A 15819-nucleotide genomic window follows, 5' to 3' on the forward strand; every position below is an offset into this window, starting at 1 on the left:
CAAAATCCTATTAATCGTAGCACTTCTTTTATTTTTGGTATACAATTGACGATGACAAGGTCAAGATAAAGGAGAGATAGAATGAGCATTGATGTTAGAGTGGATACAACCCCTAATCCGAATGCCATTAAATTTACTGCGGCAAACAAAATGTTTGATGGCCGCCTATCAGCAAAAAAGGGTGACAATATTGGCCATCCTCTGGCTTCAAAGCTTTTAAGCCTTGAGGGTGTAGACAACATTTTTGGATATGAGGATTTTATTACTGTTAATAAAACTTTTGACGCCGACTGGGACGTGCTTCTTCCCCAAATTAAAGAAGTTTTTAATGATTACAAGTAATTAATATGCAAACAGCCATTTCTCATAAAATCCGAAATGGCTGTTATTTTGTATTAATCTTCCTTTCGGAAGAAACCAAAAATACCTGCTGTTTCCACGATATTTGTAAAAGCATGGGGATCAACAATTTTTATAACCTGCTCCAAAGTATATAATTCATACCGTGTCACAACGATAATCAGCATCTCTTTATCTTGTTCGGTAAAAGCACCTTTGGCAGGCACTCTGGTGATGCCTCTTACCATTTTTTCATGAATCGCCTTTTGAATATCGCGCCCTTTACTCGTCACGATCATTGCAGTAAGCTTTTCGTGTCTCGTGTGAATCGTGTCAATCACCCGCGATGTGACATAGATCGTAACCAGTGTGTATAATGCCTCTTCCCAGCCAAAGAAGAAGCCCGCGGAAAGGACTATTAAACCATTTAACGTTAAAAAATATATACCGATCGGCCGATCCTTCAACCGTGATAAAATCATAGCAACAATATCCATCCCGCCTGTAGAGGCCCCGTACTTCAATGTTAATCCAACACCAACTGCACTTATAACTCCTCCAAATACTGCATTCAGCATGATATCATCCGTCAATGAATGAACCGGAATTACCGTCAAAAAAACGGTTGTCACCGCAACGCTTAAGATACTATACAATGTAAAACGTTTGCCGACTCTGGTCCAACCAAGATAGGCAACCGGAACATTTAGAATAAACAACAGGATACCTGTACTCACATGAAATGGTGTTTGCTGCAAGATGGTGGCTATAAATTGGGCAATGCCAGTAAATCCGCTTGCTAATACTTTTGCGGGGATTAAAAAGAAATTCAAGGCAAAGGCGTTCAGCAGCGCGCCGATAACGACAATTGTAGTAATTTTGGCTTCATTATACATAGGGACCCTCCTTCCTTACATTGTCACTATCCAAAGTTTCCCCTATAAAATGTAAACCTAACAAAGTATAATCGTTCACATTAAGGCCTCAAATACTATATCATTCTACTCAGATGTTTAACAACAATCTTTTGAACCAAAGTGTGACTATCCTATGAAGCATTATAAATAGTCATTAAGCTATGGACATTCTTTGTTTCAGCTTTTTCACTGCTGTCTTTTTCCAGGAACGAACCGTATGTGGTGAAACATCGCATTCTACAGCAATTTCCTGCGTTGTTTTTCCCTGTATAACCGCCATCAAAACCCATTCCTTTTCCCGTACCGAAAGACAGGCAAGCCATTCATTTAAGTCATCCGCTTCAAAGTATTGGTCCGTCGTTTGGATTAACAAGCTTCTCTCTTCCAAGAGCAACGTGCCATACTCATACCTTGAATCATATTTTCGCCGATTTTTTAAAGCTGTCAAAATGTGCCCCTTAACATATGCCTTCGCATAAGCGGGAAAGCAGCCCTTTTCGGGTCTAAAGGAACGGAAAGCTTCCCACAAGGCAATCAATCCAATTTGATACATCTCATCGTATTCGTCTAGAATGTGGTAAGTTATGATTAGTTTCTTAATTAGCGGTGAAAAAGCCTCTGCGATCTCCTCAAACTCATTGTTTTGATACCCAGCCATTTTATATCTTCCCTAGGAAGACGCGCCTTCAATATTCCGCGGTAAAATTATTTTAATGGCTGTTCTGTATGTGTTTCACGTTGACATTTTTGATAAAAAGGGCATCGCAGAACCGGGAAAGCATTAAATCCTTAAGAAATATTTCAAAAATAAAGAGGGGTTCATATTTTATTATCAGAAAAAGTATTCATTTATTCTTTTCCCCTCATGCACATCAAACTTACCCAAAATAAAAAGCATCCAATCTGATGATTAGACGCTTTTTTGGTATATGATTATTTAACATCAGCTATCGGCAAAGTAAATTCAAAGGCCGTCTTATCTTCTCTTGAGAAAACCCTAATCTCGCCATGGTGCTCTTCAATAATATCTTTACAGACGGCTAAGCCTAGTCCCGTCCCTAATTCCTTGGTACTAATAAAGGGATGGAAGATATTTTCCAATATATGTGACGGGATTTTTCTGCCATTATTTATAATCGTAACCCGTGCAGCATTCTCAATACGATGGACATTTACAATAATCTCACGATGACCGCAAATTTCGCTCAATTCCTCAACAGCATTGTTCATAATGTTCAGGATCACTTGCTTGATTTGCTCCACGACACCGCTGACATTGATATCAGATTCAATGCTGTTCTCAACTTTAATTGCTTCTACAACAAACCTTGGATACATGAAGTGGATCATCTCTTTAACCAACGTCGTTAAGTCAAATACTGCAATGTCGTCCCCTAATCCCTTCATTTTCGATAAATAAAGAAATTGGCTGACCTTATCCTCAAGACTATCCATTTCCTTATCGATAATTGAAACATAATATTTTGATTGAGCATCTAGTTCAGGGTTCTTCGCTAGCAATGAAATAAACCCTTTTATCGCCGTTAATGGGTTGCGGAATTCATGGGCAAAACTCGCAGATATTTGACCAAGAATTGACAGACGGTCACTATGCATATCCTGTATGAACTCCGTTTTCTCGCGAATAATCTGATCCTTCATCTTGGTAAAATGGGTTATCGCATAGTATATGTATGAATCGATAAAACGATTTATACTGACAATGCCTATATAAGCGGTCTTTTGATCAAAGTTTTCGTCAACTATGAGGTCTAGGATAATTTTTCTGCCTGCATTGATGTTTCTAATAAAATGGCCTAGATCAGCCTTTGCCTCGATTCTCTCTATTGCAATTTTTTCCGTTAGTGCGCTGACAAGCTCTTTATTTGGCTTGCGAAAAAAGATTTTCATTAAGCGTATACTGTTTTTAACATTGCTGATAATATCCTCATAAAATGGATCAGACTCATTCAGCTTAATCGCTTTCTGCCAACGATCTACGATAAGATCCGAACGTCGGTCAAGCAGGTCCATTATCCTCTCCTTATGTTCAATGCTAAAGTTCGCTCCATCCATAATCTTAGTCCTCTCTCTTTATCCTGTCCCTATTTTAACATGTCCAATTTCATTTTTTTAGTATCCATAGGAAAAAGGTGCCATTATACAGCAATTTTATTAGGTTAAGCTATAAAGAAAAGCGTAAGCGACTTGGTCAGCCACGAAAATCACTGGAGGACCTGCGAGGAGGCTGTCGCCGCCGCAGCGGGGCCGAAGTGATCGAGAGGCTAGGCGCTGGAGCTAGACAGAGAAAAGCGTAAGCGACTTGTTAGCCGCGCAATTTGCCGACTAAACGCCGCTTCCTGCGGCATCGTCGACACTTGGACGTCCATGTCCTTCGAAAGGAGCACAACAATATGCATACGATGTGGAAAGGTTCGATCAGCTTTGGACTGGTCCATATTCCAATTAAGCTTTATGCAGCAACAGAGGAAAAAGATATCAAACTCAGATTTCTCCACGAAGAATGCGGGACACCGATCCGTTATTCAAGAACGTGCCCCACATGCGAAAAGGAAGTGCCTAATGAAGAGATAATTAAGGGTTATGAATATGAACCAGGGCAATTTGTGCCTATCAACAAGGAAGAAATTGAAGAGATTAAGGGACAGGCGACCCGTTCCGTTGAAATTTTAGATTTTGTCAATTTAGAAGATATTGACCCGATTTATTTTAATAAATCCTATTTTGTCGGGCCGAACGATAATGGTGAAAAAGCCTACTCACTCCTTAAGCAAGCACTGCAGGATACGAAAAAAATCGGGTTAGCTAAATTGACACTTCATTCCAAACAACATCTAGCCGTTGTGAGGGTCTACGATAAAGGATTATTGCTTGAAACCATATATTATCCTGATGAAGTTAGAAATGCCGGGAATGTCCCTGGCATTGACAAGATCGGCGATGTTAATGAGAAGGAGCTGCAGACTGCCATCCAGCTGGTCGATCAATTAACAACACCTTTTGAACCTGAACAATATGAAAATGAGTATCGCCGGCAATTGCATGATCTTATCCAAGCTAAAATCGCTGGAGATCAGGTCAAAAAGCCCAAGAAGGCGCCAAAACAGGAAAATGTCGTCGACCTTTTATCTGCTCTGCAGGCAAGCATAGATGAAACAAAGCCGCCAACGAAAAAAGAAGCTGCTAAAAAACCTGCAGCTAAAAAGACCAGTCCTAAGACCAAAAAGACTAAAAAAGCAAGCTCTTAGGGGAATCCGATATTTATGCGGCGGCATCTGTCCCCTTATGTTTCACCATCTTCCGGCATTTTACAGTCTTTTGGGGGCACGTCCACAAAACTTTGAATACTCGGTTGCCTTAATGAATGCCCAGGACGCCATTCAGCATATTGGATTTTAACCGTTAAGGCCGGGCGGACCCAATGGGCGGTGTCATTCCGCTCCGGCTTATTTATAAAAGGACGGTCATCCATTTCCTTTTTCTTCAGAATATCTGTCAGTTGCCGCCATTCCTGATTTGACAGTTTTCCCGTTCCCGTATGGCCAATGTAATAGAGCTCTCCCTTTTGATTATACAAGCCAAGCAGTACAGCATTTACGACCCCGCCACGCAACGTAAAGCCGCCAACAACCGCAATGACATCCAAGTAATTCTTTACCTTTTGCCAATGATCGGTCTTTTGGCCAATCTGGTAAGGTGAATCTTCTTTTTTAAGAACAATCCCTTCCATCCCATTTTCTTTAATAACATGAAATAGGTGATTACCGTCACGATGGGATGAGACGAGTTGGATCTGCTCATTCGGCTCGATTATATCCGAAAGTAACCTGGTTCTTTCATTAAGCGGACGTTTGTTTAGCCATTCTCTATTCAAATAAATCACATCGAAAATCATATAGGCCACTGGGACAATACTAACCATTTGTGCAAGCTTTTCCTTACGTCTTATTCCATCACGCCGCATAACCTCATAGAAGCTTGGTTTGCCATCTTCTCCCATAGCAATAACTTCTCCATCTAAAATAACGGATTCTGCCGAACAATAAGATGATAAGTTAGTCAATTCCGGATAATTCCATGTCCGCTCATTTAATTTTCGATTATAAAGGCGAACTTTAGTACCATCGAAATACGTTAAAATTCGTACACCATCCCATTTAATTTGAGCAAGCCACCCGTTCCCCTCAGGTACAGCCTCACTTTTTTTTGGTTCCATCGGTAAAATCGGTTCCATTTCTTTGTCACTCCATAAATGTCAATTTTACATAGTTTGAACAAGCCTGGCTAAAATAATTATAATCACCGATGGGGGGATTTCCGATGGGATCTAAGGAAGAACAACGGACGGTTTTAATTAACGATAAGAAAGTCAACCTTACCAGCCTTGATAAACCGCTTTGGCCTGATAAGAAAATTAGCAAGGCCAATTACCTTCAATACCTTAATGATGTGGCGCCGAATATGCTGCCATTTCTGAAAGACAGGGCATTGACGGTCATCCGTTTTCCTCATGGCGCAGGCAAAAGCGAGTCTTTTTTTCAAAAAAATTGCCCTGATTATGCACCTGATTTTATTCAGACGGCAACGATCGGTGACATTCATTACATCGTGTGTTCTGATATGGCTACATTTATTTGGCTTGGTAATCAATTGGCCTTTGAATTTCACGTTCCTTTTCAGACAATTAATATCGACGGTCCATCGGAAATTGTCTTTGATCTCGACCCTCCTTCAAGAGATGAGTTTTCACTTGCAATTAAAGCCGCATTATTCATAAAAGAGGTCCTTGATAAGCTTCATCTCGTCTCATTTATCAAAACATCAGGAAATAAAGGCCTGCAGATCTATATCCCGCTTCCGGACAATCAGTTTTCTTTTGAGGAAACAAGAGTGTTTACCTCATTCGTTGCGGAATACCTTATTGAAAAAGAACCAACGCTATTTACTACAGAGCGCTTAAAAAAGAACAGGGGAAACAAACTCTATCTTGATGTTGTTCAGCACGCTGAGGGAAAAACAATCATCGCGCCATATTCTGTTAGAGGAAATGTGGAAGCCTTAGTTGCGACGCCGCTTTTTTGGAATGAGGTTCAGCCCTCGCTTCGGCCAGAGCAGTTCCCGCTTGAGACGATTATCCCGCGGATTGAGTCTAGAGGCTGCCCCTTCTCCACCTTTTTTGAAACCAAAAAGATACAGCCCTTTGTTCCCGTACTAAAAGGACTAATGCAACAAAAGAAAGGAAGTTAATGCTACATGACGAATCTTATTTTGAAAATTGTTGTAACACCTGTGATCATCCTTATTGCCGATATGTTCAGCAACAATCAGATAAATTATGGCGCCATTTATGAAGGGATTGTGATTGGAGTTATTATCGGGATTGTGAATTGTGCTGTTGAAATGCTCATGCTTAGGAAAGGGACAGTTTGGATGACAACCGTTGCCGACTTTGTCATTTCCTTGTGCATTGTCTTCTTTGGTTCAAGGCTGTACAATGATGCCTTTGTCGGCGGTCAAGGGGCACTGGTTCTTGGAGTGGTTATTGCGGCCTTCGAATACACCCTCCATGTCTGGCTGCTCCGTAACAATTATCGAGCAGCTGCAAGGGTCTGACCCCTAGGGGTCAGACCCTCAGTTTTACACCCTCTGCTCTTCATATTTGATGGCATTTTTAAATACATCCACCAAAATCCTCATGCCTTTTTCAAGCTTGTCTGGTGTCGAATGCGTGAAATTTAAGCGGATTGTATTATACTTTGGATCGGTAACATAAAAAGGTGCACCAGGAACATAAGCCGCACCTTTTTCAACAGCTTCAGCCAAAATTCTTGTTGAATCAATGACTTCAGGAAGGCGGACCCAGAAAAACATCCCACCTTTTGGCTCAATATATGACAGACCAGGTAATTGAGCCTGATCTAACAAATATTGCATAATCCTCATTCGTTTATGATAAGCACTTCTAAGATTTTGAATATGTTCATCAAGATCAAAATCACAACAAAGGTGATATAAAGCGTGATGTGAAAGCGAATTGGAATGCAGATCAGCTGCTTGCTTTGCCTGTGCCATCATTCGGATGATTTGATGCGGCCCTTTAATCCATCCCGTTCTTAGTGCCGGAACTACTGTTTTCGAAAACGTACTTGTGTAAAGAACATGTTCCCCGTCATCTAAAGCCGCAATCGGTATATAGGTTTCTTCCTCATTAAATTTGATATCACCATAAGGATCGTCCTCAAAAATGATGACCTTCTTCTTTTTCGTGGCTTCCAATAGGTGCAGGCGCCTATCCAGCGACCACACTTTCCCCGCCGGATTTGAAAAAGTCGGGACAACGTAAACACATTTCGGCATATGCTTTTTGATTTTATAATCAAGATCTTCCGGAACCATCCCATGCTCGTCCGTTTCGACTGGAATAATCTTGACTTCATAGGATTGAAATACTTGAACCGCTGCAAGATAGGTAGGATTTTCAGTCAATATGATATCGCCGGGGTTGAACATGACGCGGGCAAACAAATCGATTGCCTGCTGTGAACCTGTCGTCAACATCACATCATCCGTTTTTGCCGGGATGCCTTTTTGTGTCATCCTGTCCACAAGCACGTCACGCAGAGGGGCAAATCCTTCTGTAACACCGTATTGAAAGGCCTTATTCCCCGATCGAAACGTTTTTGAAAAAGCTTTTTCAACCGCTTCAACAGGAAATAAATCATCATCAGGAAGCCCGCCTGCAAATGAGATCACGCCTCCTTTATCTGTTATTTTCAAAAGATCACGAACCGCTGAAGATTGTAAATGGTGCACTCGTTTAGCAAACGCATACCTCATGATCTATGTTTCACCTCGGTTTCTAAGATTTAAAATATTTTAATTATAGCACAATTAAGGGTCAGACCCCTAGGGGTCTGACCCTTATATTTTTAACTCTCTTCTATTTTCACGTTGTAGTGCTCCATCCAATGGTTGATTTGGGCTAAATGCGCGATCAGTTGCGGGCCGGCCATCAGTTGACCAAACCATGGGACCTTAAAAGCATCACCGCCGGTATCAATGATATCTTGAATTTTTTCTCTATCAAAAAATGCCAGCAGCGGCGATGACGGGTTATCAATAACGGCTTGGAGCCACTCTGTTACCGCTTTTGTATAATGAGGATTGTGTGTTTTTGGATAAGGGCTTTTTTTGCGATAAAGAACCTCATTTGGCAGCTTGCCAACAAGTGCCTTTCTAAGAATTCCTTTTTCCCGGCCGTCATGCATCTTCATTTCCCAAGGGATATTCCATACATATTCAACAAGACGATGGTCTGCAAACGGAACTCTAACTTCGAGACTTGCTCCCATACTCATGCGGTCCTTTCGATCGAGAAGCGATGTCATAAACCATGTCATGTTAAGATAAAATAGCTCCCGCCGTCTAGCATCTTCTCCTGACTCACCATCAAGCCGCGGTGTTTCATTTAATGTTTCTTGGTATCTTTGGATCGAATAGTCCTTTAAATTGAGCCTTCCCCGCCAACTGTCGTTAAGCAGCGCTTGGCGTTCCTCAGTAGAACGCAGCCAAGGAAAGCTTTCCTTCGCTGATGTTTCCGGGCGATGAAACCATGGATAACCGCCAAAAATTTCATCGGCGCATTCACCAGACAAAGCAACAGTTGCACCGAGCTTAACTCCTTTACAGAACCATAACAACGACGCGTCCACATCAGCATGCCCTGGCATTTCCCTCATGACGATTGATTCCTTTAAATAATGGACAAGTTGTTCAGTATCTATTACCAGATTATGATGTGATGTCCCTAAGTATTGCGAAACTTTGCTTATATATGGCGAATCGGCATTCGGCTGAAAGGTGCCCGCTTTAAAATACTTGTCATTACCCTGATAATCCACCGAGAAGGTATGAAATGGCCATTGGTTCTTTTTCTTGAAATGTTCTGCTGCCACAGCCGTGATTGCGCTGGAATCCAGACCCCCAGATAAAAAAGTTGCAACCGGGACATCAGCAAACAATTGCCTCTCGACTGTATCTTGAAATAACGTCCGGATGTGGCCGGCCGTTTCTTCAAGGCTTTCATTATGAACTCGGCTTTTCACGTTCCAATACCGCCATACTTTTAATCCATCATTAGAAAAAGTGAGCGCATGTGCAGGCCTTAGGTCTTCGATACCTTTATATATACCGTTCCCAGGTGTTTTCGAAGGCCCTAGTCCAAATACCTCGGAAAGGCTTTCACGGTCAAGTACCGGTTCAATATCAGGATGGGCAAGCAACGCTTTTAATTCCGAGCCAAAGAAGAACCTGCCATCTTTTTCACTATAAAAGAAAGGCTTTACACCTAAACGGTCGCGTGCTGCAAACAACCTTTGCCGATCATTGTCCCAGATCGCAAAAGCAAAAATGCCATTAAAACGATCAAGGCACGCCTCACCCCATTCAATGTACGCGGTTAAAAGCACCTCAGTATCTGAGTGACCGTTGAAACGGTGCCCTTTTTCCAATAATACCTTCCTGATTTCTTCCGTATTGTAAAGTTCACCGTTATATACAAGCGAGTAGCTCTTTTTGTTCATTTCTATAAGCATTGGCTGACAGCCGCCTTCAGGATCAACAACCACCAATCTTGCGTGGCCAAATGCAGCTCTTGACGATAACCATGTATTTAAATCATCAGGTCCGCGGTGCTCTAATGTTTCTGCCATGCCGCGGATTGCCTCGTATTCGTGTCTCAAATCTTTTTTCCAATCAATCCAGCCTGTTATGCCACACATATACTTCACATCCCTTCTTAACCTGTCGTCTGCTTCACTTTAGCTTATGAAGGAAAAGGGAAGTTGTGATAAAAGCCTAGTTTAAAGCATTTTTAAAGAGGCAAGTCCTTACGGCTAAAGATTGCCATCGCGGCGACAAATAAAATGATAGCCCCGATTCCCAATAGACTTCCAGTCAAGAACAGATTTTCATCTCCTTTTACAATGGCTTGCGGGTCAAATGCAGTAAAAAGTGAAAGCTTTTTTAACCAATTAATGTCTGGACTCAGTTTTCCTGCCAAATTCATAGCAAAAAACAGTATCGTCAGACCCGCGGAAACCCCAAGTGCCCGTTTTTCATCATTAAATAAACAAGAAAATAAAAATGAGTATCCTGAAATGACTGCAAATAACAGGAACAGCATGACATTTAATTGGATGAAAACATCGGTCTTAAGTTTGGCATCCGGCACAATCCAATCTGAAAGAACAAGCCCGGCAAGCGTCGTCACTAGAATAATGGCAACCATCCCACACAGCATAACCATCGTTTGCGTAAAGGCCACTTTAAACCGGGAAACAGGTGTTGACAGCATGTAAGCCATTGCCCCCCTGTCTACTAATCTTGCAATTAACTGTGTTGCAGTAGAAACTGCATAAATCATCAAAATGATCAGGAACAACAGCCCGTAAAACTCGCTGGCAAGATAATCAACCAACGAATTAATCCCGCCCTGCATGCCAAACGCTTGCTGAACGCTCTGCGGCATGGATTGAATCATGTCGTTCAGCCCTTTGGAATCCGCGATAGATGGATAAATCCAAACAACAAGTGCCAGGTAGCAGACCGAACCTCCCAAGAAACCGCTGATCATTCTGCTGTTGGCTTTTAACATGGCATTAAAAAGGGTCAGATTCATTTGACAGGCTCCTTTCGATCATAAAAATTCATAAATAAATCCTCCAACTCTTCTGAACGGATCGCCATATGATCAATGTTGCAGCCTGAGAGCACCTGAAAGACTTGACGGTAATTTCCTTGTACAACGATTTGGATATTTAAATGATCAGTATTTTGGACATCCAAATCGGACTTAATAATTTGATTAATATCAGTTTCTTCCTTAACACGAACATCAAAAATACGGCGCTGCACCCTGCGCAGATGACTGATATCCTTTACTGCTACGAGGACGCCATCCTTGATAATTCCTGCCCTGTCACACGTCCGTTCAATTTCCTGAAAGCTATGTGATGACATCAGAATCGTTTTCCCTTTTTGCTTTTCCTCCAAGACGAGGTCAATGAATAACTTTTGCATAAGGGGATCCAGCCCTGAAGTCGGTTCATCAAGAATCAAAATATCCGGATCGTGCATAAAGGCCGCGACAATCCCAACTTTTTGTTTCATTCCCTTAGACATTTTGCGAATAGGTGTTTTGACATCAAATTGAAATCGATCGATCAGCTCGTCACGAAAAGCCTTATCTTTCATCCCCTGCATGTTGCCGATCAATGCAAGAAATTGCTGACCATTCATCCCTTCCATAAAAGCCATTTCACCTGGAAGATAACCAATTTGGCGCTTAAGCTCCGGCGCATCTGCCCATGCATCACGTCCATTTATGGCTACTGTGCCTCGATTTGCCTTCATAAAACCCATTAAGTGTCTAATTGTTGTCGATTTTCCGGCACCATTTGGCCCGATATAACCGAAAACTTCACCCTTTTGCACATCAAATGTTAAATCAAATAATCCTTTGCCATTAGGGAACTTTTTGGTTAACCCATTAACTGATATCATTTTACCCCTCACTTTTTGAAATATATATTATTCAATATTTCAAAGTAATTATATGGTTTATCCTTCCGTTTGACAACAACTTTTTGAAATAACTCAATTGATATCTTTCAAAAAATAAATTATGATGATGATGAGGTGAACGAAAAGTGAACGGTTATCAGCGAGTAAAGGAAAAGAAAAAAGCTGCGATTAAAAATGGGGCATTCAGTCTCTTTGCCGAACGCGGTGTCAAAGATGTCAAAATTGAAGACATTGCAGCAACTGCCGGCGTATCACAGGTGACTATTTATAATCATTTCGGCAGCAAGGAAAATTTGTTAAGTGAAGTCATTAAAGAATACATTTTGGAGAAATATGAAGAGTTCAAAGCAATGCTCTTAGATAAAAAGACATTTAAAGAAAAAATTGAGGCCATCATTTTCATGAAGATAGAGGCGGCCAGGCTGCATCCCGACACGATTGCTGCTATGCTAAAGGAGTCCAATCTTAATGCTTTTCTTCAACAATTTCAGGAAGAGCGTTTCATCCCCCTGTTGATTGATATGTTCGATGAGGCGCAAAAAAACGGCGAGGTCAATCCAGCAATATCTAATGAAATGTTGCTTTTCTATCTTGATATTTTTAGAAACTTCCCCCAAGAAAAGTTTATGGCATTAATGCGGGGAGATAAAATTCAGCACACAAAGGAAATCATGCAGCTTTTTTTCTATGGTCTTTCAGTGCCGCCGGAAAATAAATAGGAGTTTTTTCATTAAAGAAAACTTGCCGATTGGCAAGCCTTTAATAGGCGTAGCCAGAGGCTTAGTTGCCCTTATGTGCGTCAGAAAGTTATACTTTCTGATTAACTAAAGAAAACTTTGCTTATCGCCAAGCTTTAATGGCAAAAGCCTTAGTTGCCCTTATACTTTATTCCGCTTTTTCGCTTTAGCGAACTTAAACATTCTTAAAGTACAAAAAAAAATCGAGCCAGTTTTCTGTTAGAAAACTGGCTCAAACTTACGCATGCAAAAATTTAACACAAACGGGATCAGGCACGGAAACATTGGATTGCAGCAGTTCAAGTTTCCCTGTTGATTTGTCTCTGGAAAACAAAACAAGATTTCCTGAATTTTGGTTTGATGCAACAAGAAAATTTTCTGTTGGATCAAGAACAAAATCACGCGGCCATTCCCCTTCTGTGGATGTTATAACAACCATTTCGAGATGGCCTGATTCTTGGTTAACTTTAAAAACAGCAATACTGTCATGACCACGATTTCCTGCATACACAAAGCCGCCATCAGAAGATATATGTATAGCACTGCCTTGATTATTCTCGCTAAAATCCTCTGGGATCGTTGAAATGTACTGAAGCTCTGTAAAACTTCCCTCTGCGTTATTATATTTTAATGCGATGACTTCCGAACTCATTTCAGTCATCACGTAGGCATATTTCCCATTGGGATGAAAGGCAATGTGCCTTGGGCCGCTGCCCGGTTTTACAGACAACCGATTCACTTCCGTAAGCTTCCCATCGTGGACCTTATAAGTCATGACGTTGTCGGCACCTAGGTCTATTGCTGCAACGAACTTTTCATCAGGAGTAAATCCGGCAAAATGCAAATGAGATTTTTCCTGCCTTTCTTTATTTGGTCCAGATCCTTCATGTTTAACAATTGAAGCCGTTGGATTAATAAATCCGCTTTCTCCATTTATTAAATAGGATTCAACCGTGCCTTTATGGTAATTGGCTGTCAAAACATTTGAGATTTGACTATTGACACTGACATGGCAAGGCGAAGCCCCATCTTGCAATTGGCTGTTAATTGGGTCAAGCCTGCCGCCTGATTCAGCGTCTATCGAAAAGCCGGCAACACCGCCGTAATCCCCTTTTTTTATGACTGAATAGAGATAGCGATTATCCTTTGAAATCGTTAAATATGTAGGGTTATCAAGCTGTGCGGCAGGCTTTACGTCCCTAATCTCTCCCTTATCTGCATCAAACAAAAATGAATAAATCCCTTCGCTTTCTCCCTTGGTATAAGTTCCAACAAAGCCTATAAATTCATTCTTAACAGTCACTGTCATCTTCTCTCCTTTTCGTGTAGTGTAGTTGTTACAATATATCATAATGGGGATAAAATCGGTAAAAAGCAGGCCGGTGGTCAGATACCATCAGCCTGCTCTTTCTTTATGATCCTTAACCTATTCTGATGACACCGTAACCAATCCAAAAAACGCCTATGAAACCAATAATGAGAAATACCCAATACATTGCGGTCCCGGATTTCTTGGTTTTAACTAAGATCATTTCCATCATCGCTAAGATGAGCAGACCGAACAGCATCTTGATGATCGGCCATCCCCAATAGCTGTATTTAACGCCGTATGTAATGACCAGGTATAGCCCTGTTGCAAAAACGAGAACATATAAAAGCCGGGCAATCATATGTGTCACTTTCTTGCCCTTGGGTTTACCGGCTGCAGCAAGTCCGAAAGAGATGAAAAAGAAAATAATTAACAGCGTCCAAAAACCGACATGTGCATCAACCATGACGTCATCCTCCTTTACTGATATGTATTTTCCTTTATCATACCATTCTTTAAATGGGCATCAAAGCGGAGCGTGTGACAAATGGGGAACTTTTTTCCCTGCCACCTATTTGAATAACGGGCGGGGCGCATGGTGATGAGGGTACTGGGCTGTATCAAAAAGTGTTATAATTGCATGAGTAACGAAATTTTTCAAAAAGGGGTGTTCGAGCTTGAGTCAATCGAACCAAATCATCGAACAAACGGAAAAATACGGAGCGCATAATTACCACCCTCTTCCAATCGTCGTATCAAAAGCTGAAGGTGTATGGGTTGAAGATCCTGAAGGCAATCGCTACATGGATATGCTCAGCGCCTATTCAGCTGTGAACCAAGGTCACCGTCACCCAAAGATAATCAAAGCCCTAAAGGATCAAGCTGACCGTGTAACATTAACTTCACGGGCTTTCCATAATGATCAGCTTGGACCTTTTTACGAAAAAGTAGCCAAATTAACTAACAAAGACATGGTGCTTCCGATGAATACTGGCGCTGAAGCCGTTGAGACAGCATTTAAAGCAGCGCGCCGCTGGGCATATGAAGTCAAAGGTGTTGAAGCAAACAAAGCTGAGATCATCGCCTGCGAAGGTAATTTTCATGGCCGTACTATGACAGCGGTTTCTTTGTCATCAAGCGAGGAATACCAACAAGGCTTTGGACCGCTTTTACCGGGTATTAAAATTATTCCTTACGGCGATCTTGAAGCCCTTAAAGAAGCGATTACACCAAATACCGCAGCTTTCCTGGTGGAACCGATTCAAGGCGAAGGCGGGATCATCGTCCCTCAAACTGGTTTCCTGAAGGACGCTTACGAACTATGTAAAGACGAGAATGTTCTATTCGTAGCCGATGAAATTCAATCGGGGCTCGGCCGCTCTGGAAAGACATTTGCCTGTGATTGGGAAAATGTAATCCCTGACGTTTACATTTTGGGGAAAGCCTTAGGCGGCGGTGTTATGCCAATTTCTTGTGTCGCTGCAAACCATGATGTTCTTGGTGTGTTTGTTCCCGGCTCACATGGTTCAACATTTGGCGGAAACCCGCTGGCTTGTGCCGTATCCGTTGCTTCCCTTGAAGTTCTTGCGGATGAAAAGCTCGCTGATCGGTCACTCGAGCTTGGCGAATATTTCATGGGAAAATTGAGGTCAATTAAAAATCCAGCCATTACAGAAGTGCGCGGCAAAGGCTTGTTTATTGGTGTTGAACTCAGTGAACCAGCCCGAAAATATTGTGAAGCATTGAAGGAAAAAGGCCTGTTATGTAAAGAGACCCATGAGAATGTCATCCGCTTCGCTCCTCCATTAGTGATTGAAAAGGATGATCTTGATTGGGCAATCGGATTAATTGAAGAAGTCCTCTCAGCTAATTAAATATAAAAAACGTCCCGCAATAGGGACGTTTTTTTATA

The 15819-nt window shown here is 41.6% G+C and carries 16 protein-coding genes; 6 read left to right on the forward strand and 10 right to left on the reverse strand.

Going from position 1 to position 15819, the window contains the following annotated elements; genetic code table 11:
* Positions 1–81: 81 nt before the first annotated feature.
* Positions 82–342 carry a NifU N-terminal domain-containing protein gene (locus EV207_RS07700; RefSeq protein WP_132745351.1) on the forward strand — a complete coding sequence of 87 codons (261 nt, stop codon included), beginning with the start codon at positions 82–84 and terminating at the stop codon, positions 340–342.
* A 53-nt stretch (positions 343–395) separates the two neighbouring features.
* On the opposite strand, the gene EV207_RS07705 is transcribed toward EV207_RS07700, so the two are convergent.
* The 3 genes from EV207_RS07705 to EV207_RS07715 form a co-directional block, all read right to left on the reverse strand.
* Positions 396–1235: a YitT family protein gene (locus EV207_RS07705; protein WP_132745353.1), complete on the reverse strand. Its 840-nt coding sequence runs from the start codon at positions 1233–1235 to the stop codon at positions 396–398.
* Between the two features lie 175 nt (positions 1236–1410).
* Positions 1411–1914 (reverse strand): sigma-70 family RNA polymerase sigma factor, encoded by a 504-nt coding sequence (locus tag EV207_RS07710; RefSeq protein ID WP_132745355.1) that lies wholly within the window; start codon positions 1912–1914, stop codon positions 1411–1413.
* A gap of 275 nt (positions 1915–2189) precedes the next feature.
* On the reverse strand, positions 2190–3332 hold the full coding sequence (locus EV207_RS07715) for a histidine kinase N-terminal domain-containing protein (protein ID WP_132745357.1): 1143 nt from the start codon (positions 3330–3332) through the stop codon (positions 2190–2192).
* 338 nt (positions 3333–3670) lie between these two features.
* On the opposite strand from EV207_RS07715, the gene ku reads away from it, so the two are divergent.
* The gene (gene ku / locus EV207_RS07720; RefSeq protein ID WP_132745359.1) at positions 3671–4525 is read left to right on the forward strand and encodes a non-homologous end joining protein Ku; all 855 of its coding nucleotides are present in this window, start codon (positions 3671–3673) and stop codon (positions 4523–4525) included.
* Between the two features lie 35 nt (positions 4526–4560).
* On the opposite strand, the gene EV207_RS07725 is transcribed toward ku, so the two are convergent.
* A complete protein-coding gene (locus EV207_RS07725; protein WP_132745361.1) occupies positions 4561–5511 on the reverse strand; it encodes an ATP-dependent DNA ligase in 951 nt (316 codons plus the stop codon).
* Between the two features lie 86 nt (positions 5512–5597).
* Between EV207_RS07725 and ligD the strand changes: the two genes are divergently transcribed.
* Both ligD and EV207_RS07735 read left to right on the forward strand, forming a co-directional pair.
* Positions 5598–6524, forward strand: coding sequence for a non-homologous end-joining DNA ligase (gene ligD / locus EV207_RS07730; RefSeq protein ID WP_424511356.1), 927 nt, complete (start codon positions 5598–5600; stop codon positions 6522–6524).
* Positions 6525–6530: 6 nt separating this feature from the next.
* Complete coding sequence (locus EV207_RS07735; RefSeq protein ID WP_132745365.1) at positions 6531–6890, forward strand: DUF2512 family protein; 360 nt, start codon at positions 6531–6533, stop codon at positions 6888–6890.
* 24 nt (positions 6891–6914) lie between these two features.
* Here EV207_RS07735 and EV207_RS07740 read toward each other — a convergent pair whose 3' ends face one another.
* The 4 genes from EV207_RS07740 to EV207_RS07755 form a co-directional block, all read right to left on the reverse strand.
* Entirely contained in the window at positions 6915–8114 is a 1200-nt protein-coding gene (locus EV207_RS07740) for an aminotransferase-like domain-containing protein (RefSeq protein WP_132745367.1), read from the reverse strand.
* Between the two features lie 92 nt (positions 8115–8206).
* Positions 8207–10057, reverse strand: coding sequence for an asparagine synthase (glutamine-hydrolyzing) (gene asnB, locus EV207_RS07745; RefSeq protein WP_132745369.1), 1851 nt, complete (start codon positions 10055–10057; stop codon positions 8207–8209).
* A 92-nt stretch (positions 10058–10149) separates the two neighbouring features.
* Positions 10150–10956 carry an ABC transporter permease subunit gene (locus EV207_RS07750; protein WP_132745371.1) on the reverse strand — a complete coding sequence of 269 codons (807 nt, stop codon included), beginning with the start codon at positions 10954–10956 and terminating at the stop codon, positions 10150–10152.
* Complete coding sequence (locus tag EV207_RS07755) at positions 10953–11840, reverse strand: ABC transporter ATP-binding protein (RefSeq protein WP_132745373.1); 888 nt, start codon at positions 11838–11840, stop codon at positions 10953–10955. The genes EV207_RS07750 and EV207_RS07755 overlap by 4 nt, the downstream gene beginning before the upstream one ends.
* Before the next feature lie 146 nt (positions 11841–11986).
* Here EV207_RS07755 and EV207_RS07760 point away from each other — a divergent pair, with 146 nt between their 5' ends.
* Positions 11987–12580: a TetR/AcrR family transcriptional regulator gene (locus EV207_RS07760; RefSeq protein WP_132745375.1), complete on the forward strand. Its 594-nt coding sequence runs from the start codon at positions 11987–11989 to the stop codon at positions 12578–12580.
* Between the two features lie 256 nt (positions 12581–12836).
* Here EV207_RS07760 and EV207_RS07765 read toward each other — a convergent pair whose 3' ends face one another.
* Positions 12837–13907, reverse strand: coding sequence for a lactonase family protein (locus EV207_RS07765; RefSeq protein ID WP_132745377.1), 1071 nt, complete (start codon positions 13905–13907; stop codon positions 12837–12839).
* A 112-nt stretch (positions 13908–14019) separates the two neighbouring features.
* Complete coding sequence (locus EV207_RS07770) at positions 14020–14373, reverse strand: DUF1516 family protein (RefSeq protein WP_132745379.1); 354 nt, start codon at positions 14371–14373, stop codon at positions 14020–14022.
* A gap of 211 nt (positions 14374–14584) precedes the next feature.
* Between EV207_RS07770 and EV207_RS07775 the strand changes: the two genes are divergently transcribed.
* A complete protein-coding gene (locus tag EV207_RS07775; RefSeq protein WP_132745381.1) occupies positions 14585–15781 on the forward strand; it encodes an ornithine--oxo-acid transaminase in 1197 nt (398 codons plus the stop codon).
* The last annotated feature ends 38 nt before the right edge of the window (positions 15782–15819 follow it).

This window comes from Scopulibacillus darangshiensis, from assembly GCF_004341035.1.
GTDB classification, from domain to species: Bacteria; Bacillota; Bacilli; order Bacillales; family Sporolactobacillaceae; genus Scopulibacillus; species Scopulibacillus darangshiensis.

Excerpts from the sequence above, each read along its gene's own strand:
- EV207_RS07770 (WP_132745379.1), bottom strand. The coding sequence starts at position 14,373 with ATGGTTGATGCACATGTCGGTTTTTGGACGCTGTTAATTATTTTCTTT.
- EV207_RS07710 (WP_132745355.1), bottom strand. The coding sequence starts at position 1,914 with ATGGCTGGGTATCAAAACAATGAGTTTGAGGAGATCGCAGAGGCTTTT.
- EV207_RS07750 (WP_132745371.1), bottom strand. The coding sequence starts at position 10,956 with ATGAATCTGACCCTTTTTAATGCCATGTTAAAAGCCAACAGCAGAATG.
- EV207_RS07705 (WP_132745353.1), bottom strand. The coding sequence starts at position 1,235 with ATGTATAATGAAGCCAAAATTACTACAATTGTCGTTATCGGCGCGCTG.
- EV207_RS07715 (WP_132745357.1), bottom strand. The coding sequence starts at position 3,332 with ATGGATGGAGCGAACTTTAGCATTGAACATAAGGAGAGGATAATGGAC.
- asnB (WP_132745369.1), bottom strand. The coding sequence starts at position 10,057 with ATGTGTGGCATAACAGGCTGGATTGATTGGAAAAAAGATTTGAGACAC.
- EV207_RS07755 (WP_132745373.1), bottom strand. The coding sequence starts at position 11,840 with ATGATATCAGTTAATGGGTTAACCAAAAAGTTCCCTAATGGCAAAGGA.
- EV207_RS07740 (WP_132745367.1), bottom strand. The coding sequence starts at position 8,114 with ATGAGGTATGCGTTTGCTAAACGAGTGCACCATTTACAATCTTCAGCG.
- EV207_RS07735 (WP_132745365.1), top strand. The coding sequence starts at position 6,531 with ATGACGAATCTTATTTTGAAAATTGTTGTAACACCTGTGATCATCCTT.
- EV207_RS07765 (WP_132745377.1), bottom strand. The coding sequence starts at position 13,907 with ATGACAGTGACTGTTAAGAATGAATTTATAGGCTTTGTTGGAACTTAT.
- ku (WP_132745359.1), top strand. The coding sequence starts at position 3,671 with ATGCATACGATGTGGAAAGGTTCGATCAGCTTTGGACTGGTCCATATT.
- EV207_RS07700 (WP_132745351.1), top strand. The coding sequence starts at position 82 with ATGAGCATTGATGTTAGAGTGGATACAACCCCTAATCCGAATGCCATT.
- EV207_RS07725 (WP_132745361.1), bottom strand. The coding sequence starts at position 5,511 with ATGGAACCGATTTTACCGATGGAACCAAAAAAAAGTGAGGCTGTACCT.
- ligD (WP_424511356.1), top strand. The coding sequence starts at position 5,598 with ATGGGATCTAAGGAAGAACAACGGACGGTTTTAATTAACGATAAGAAA.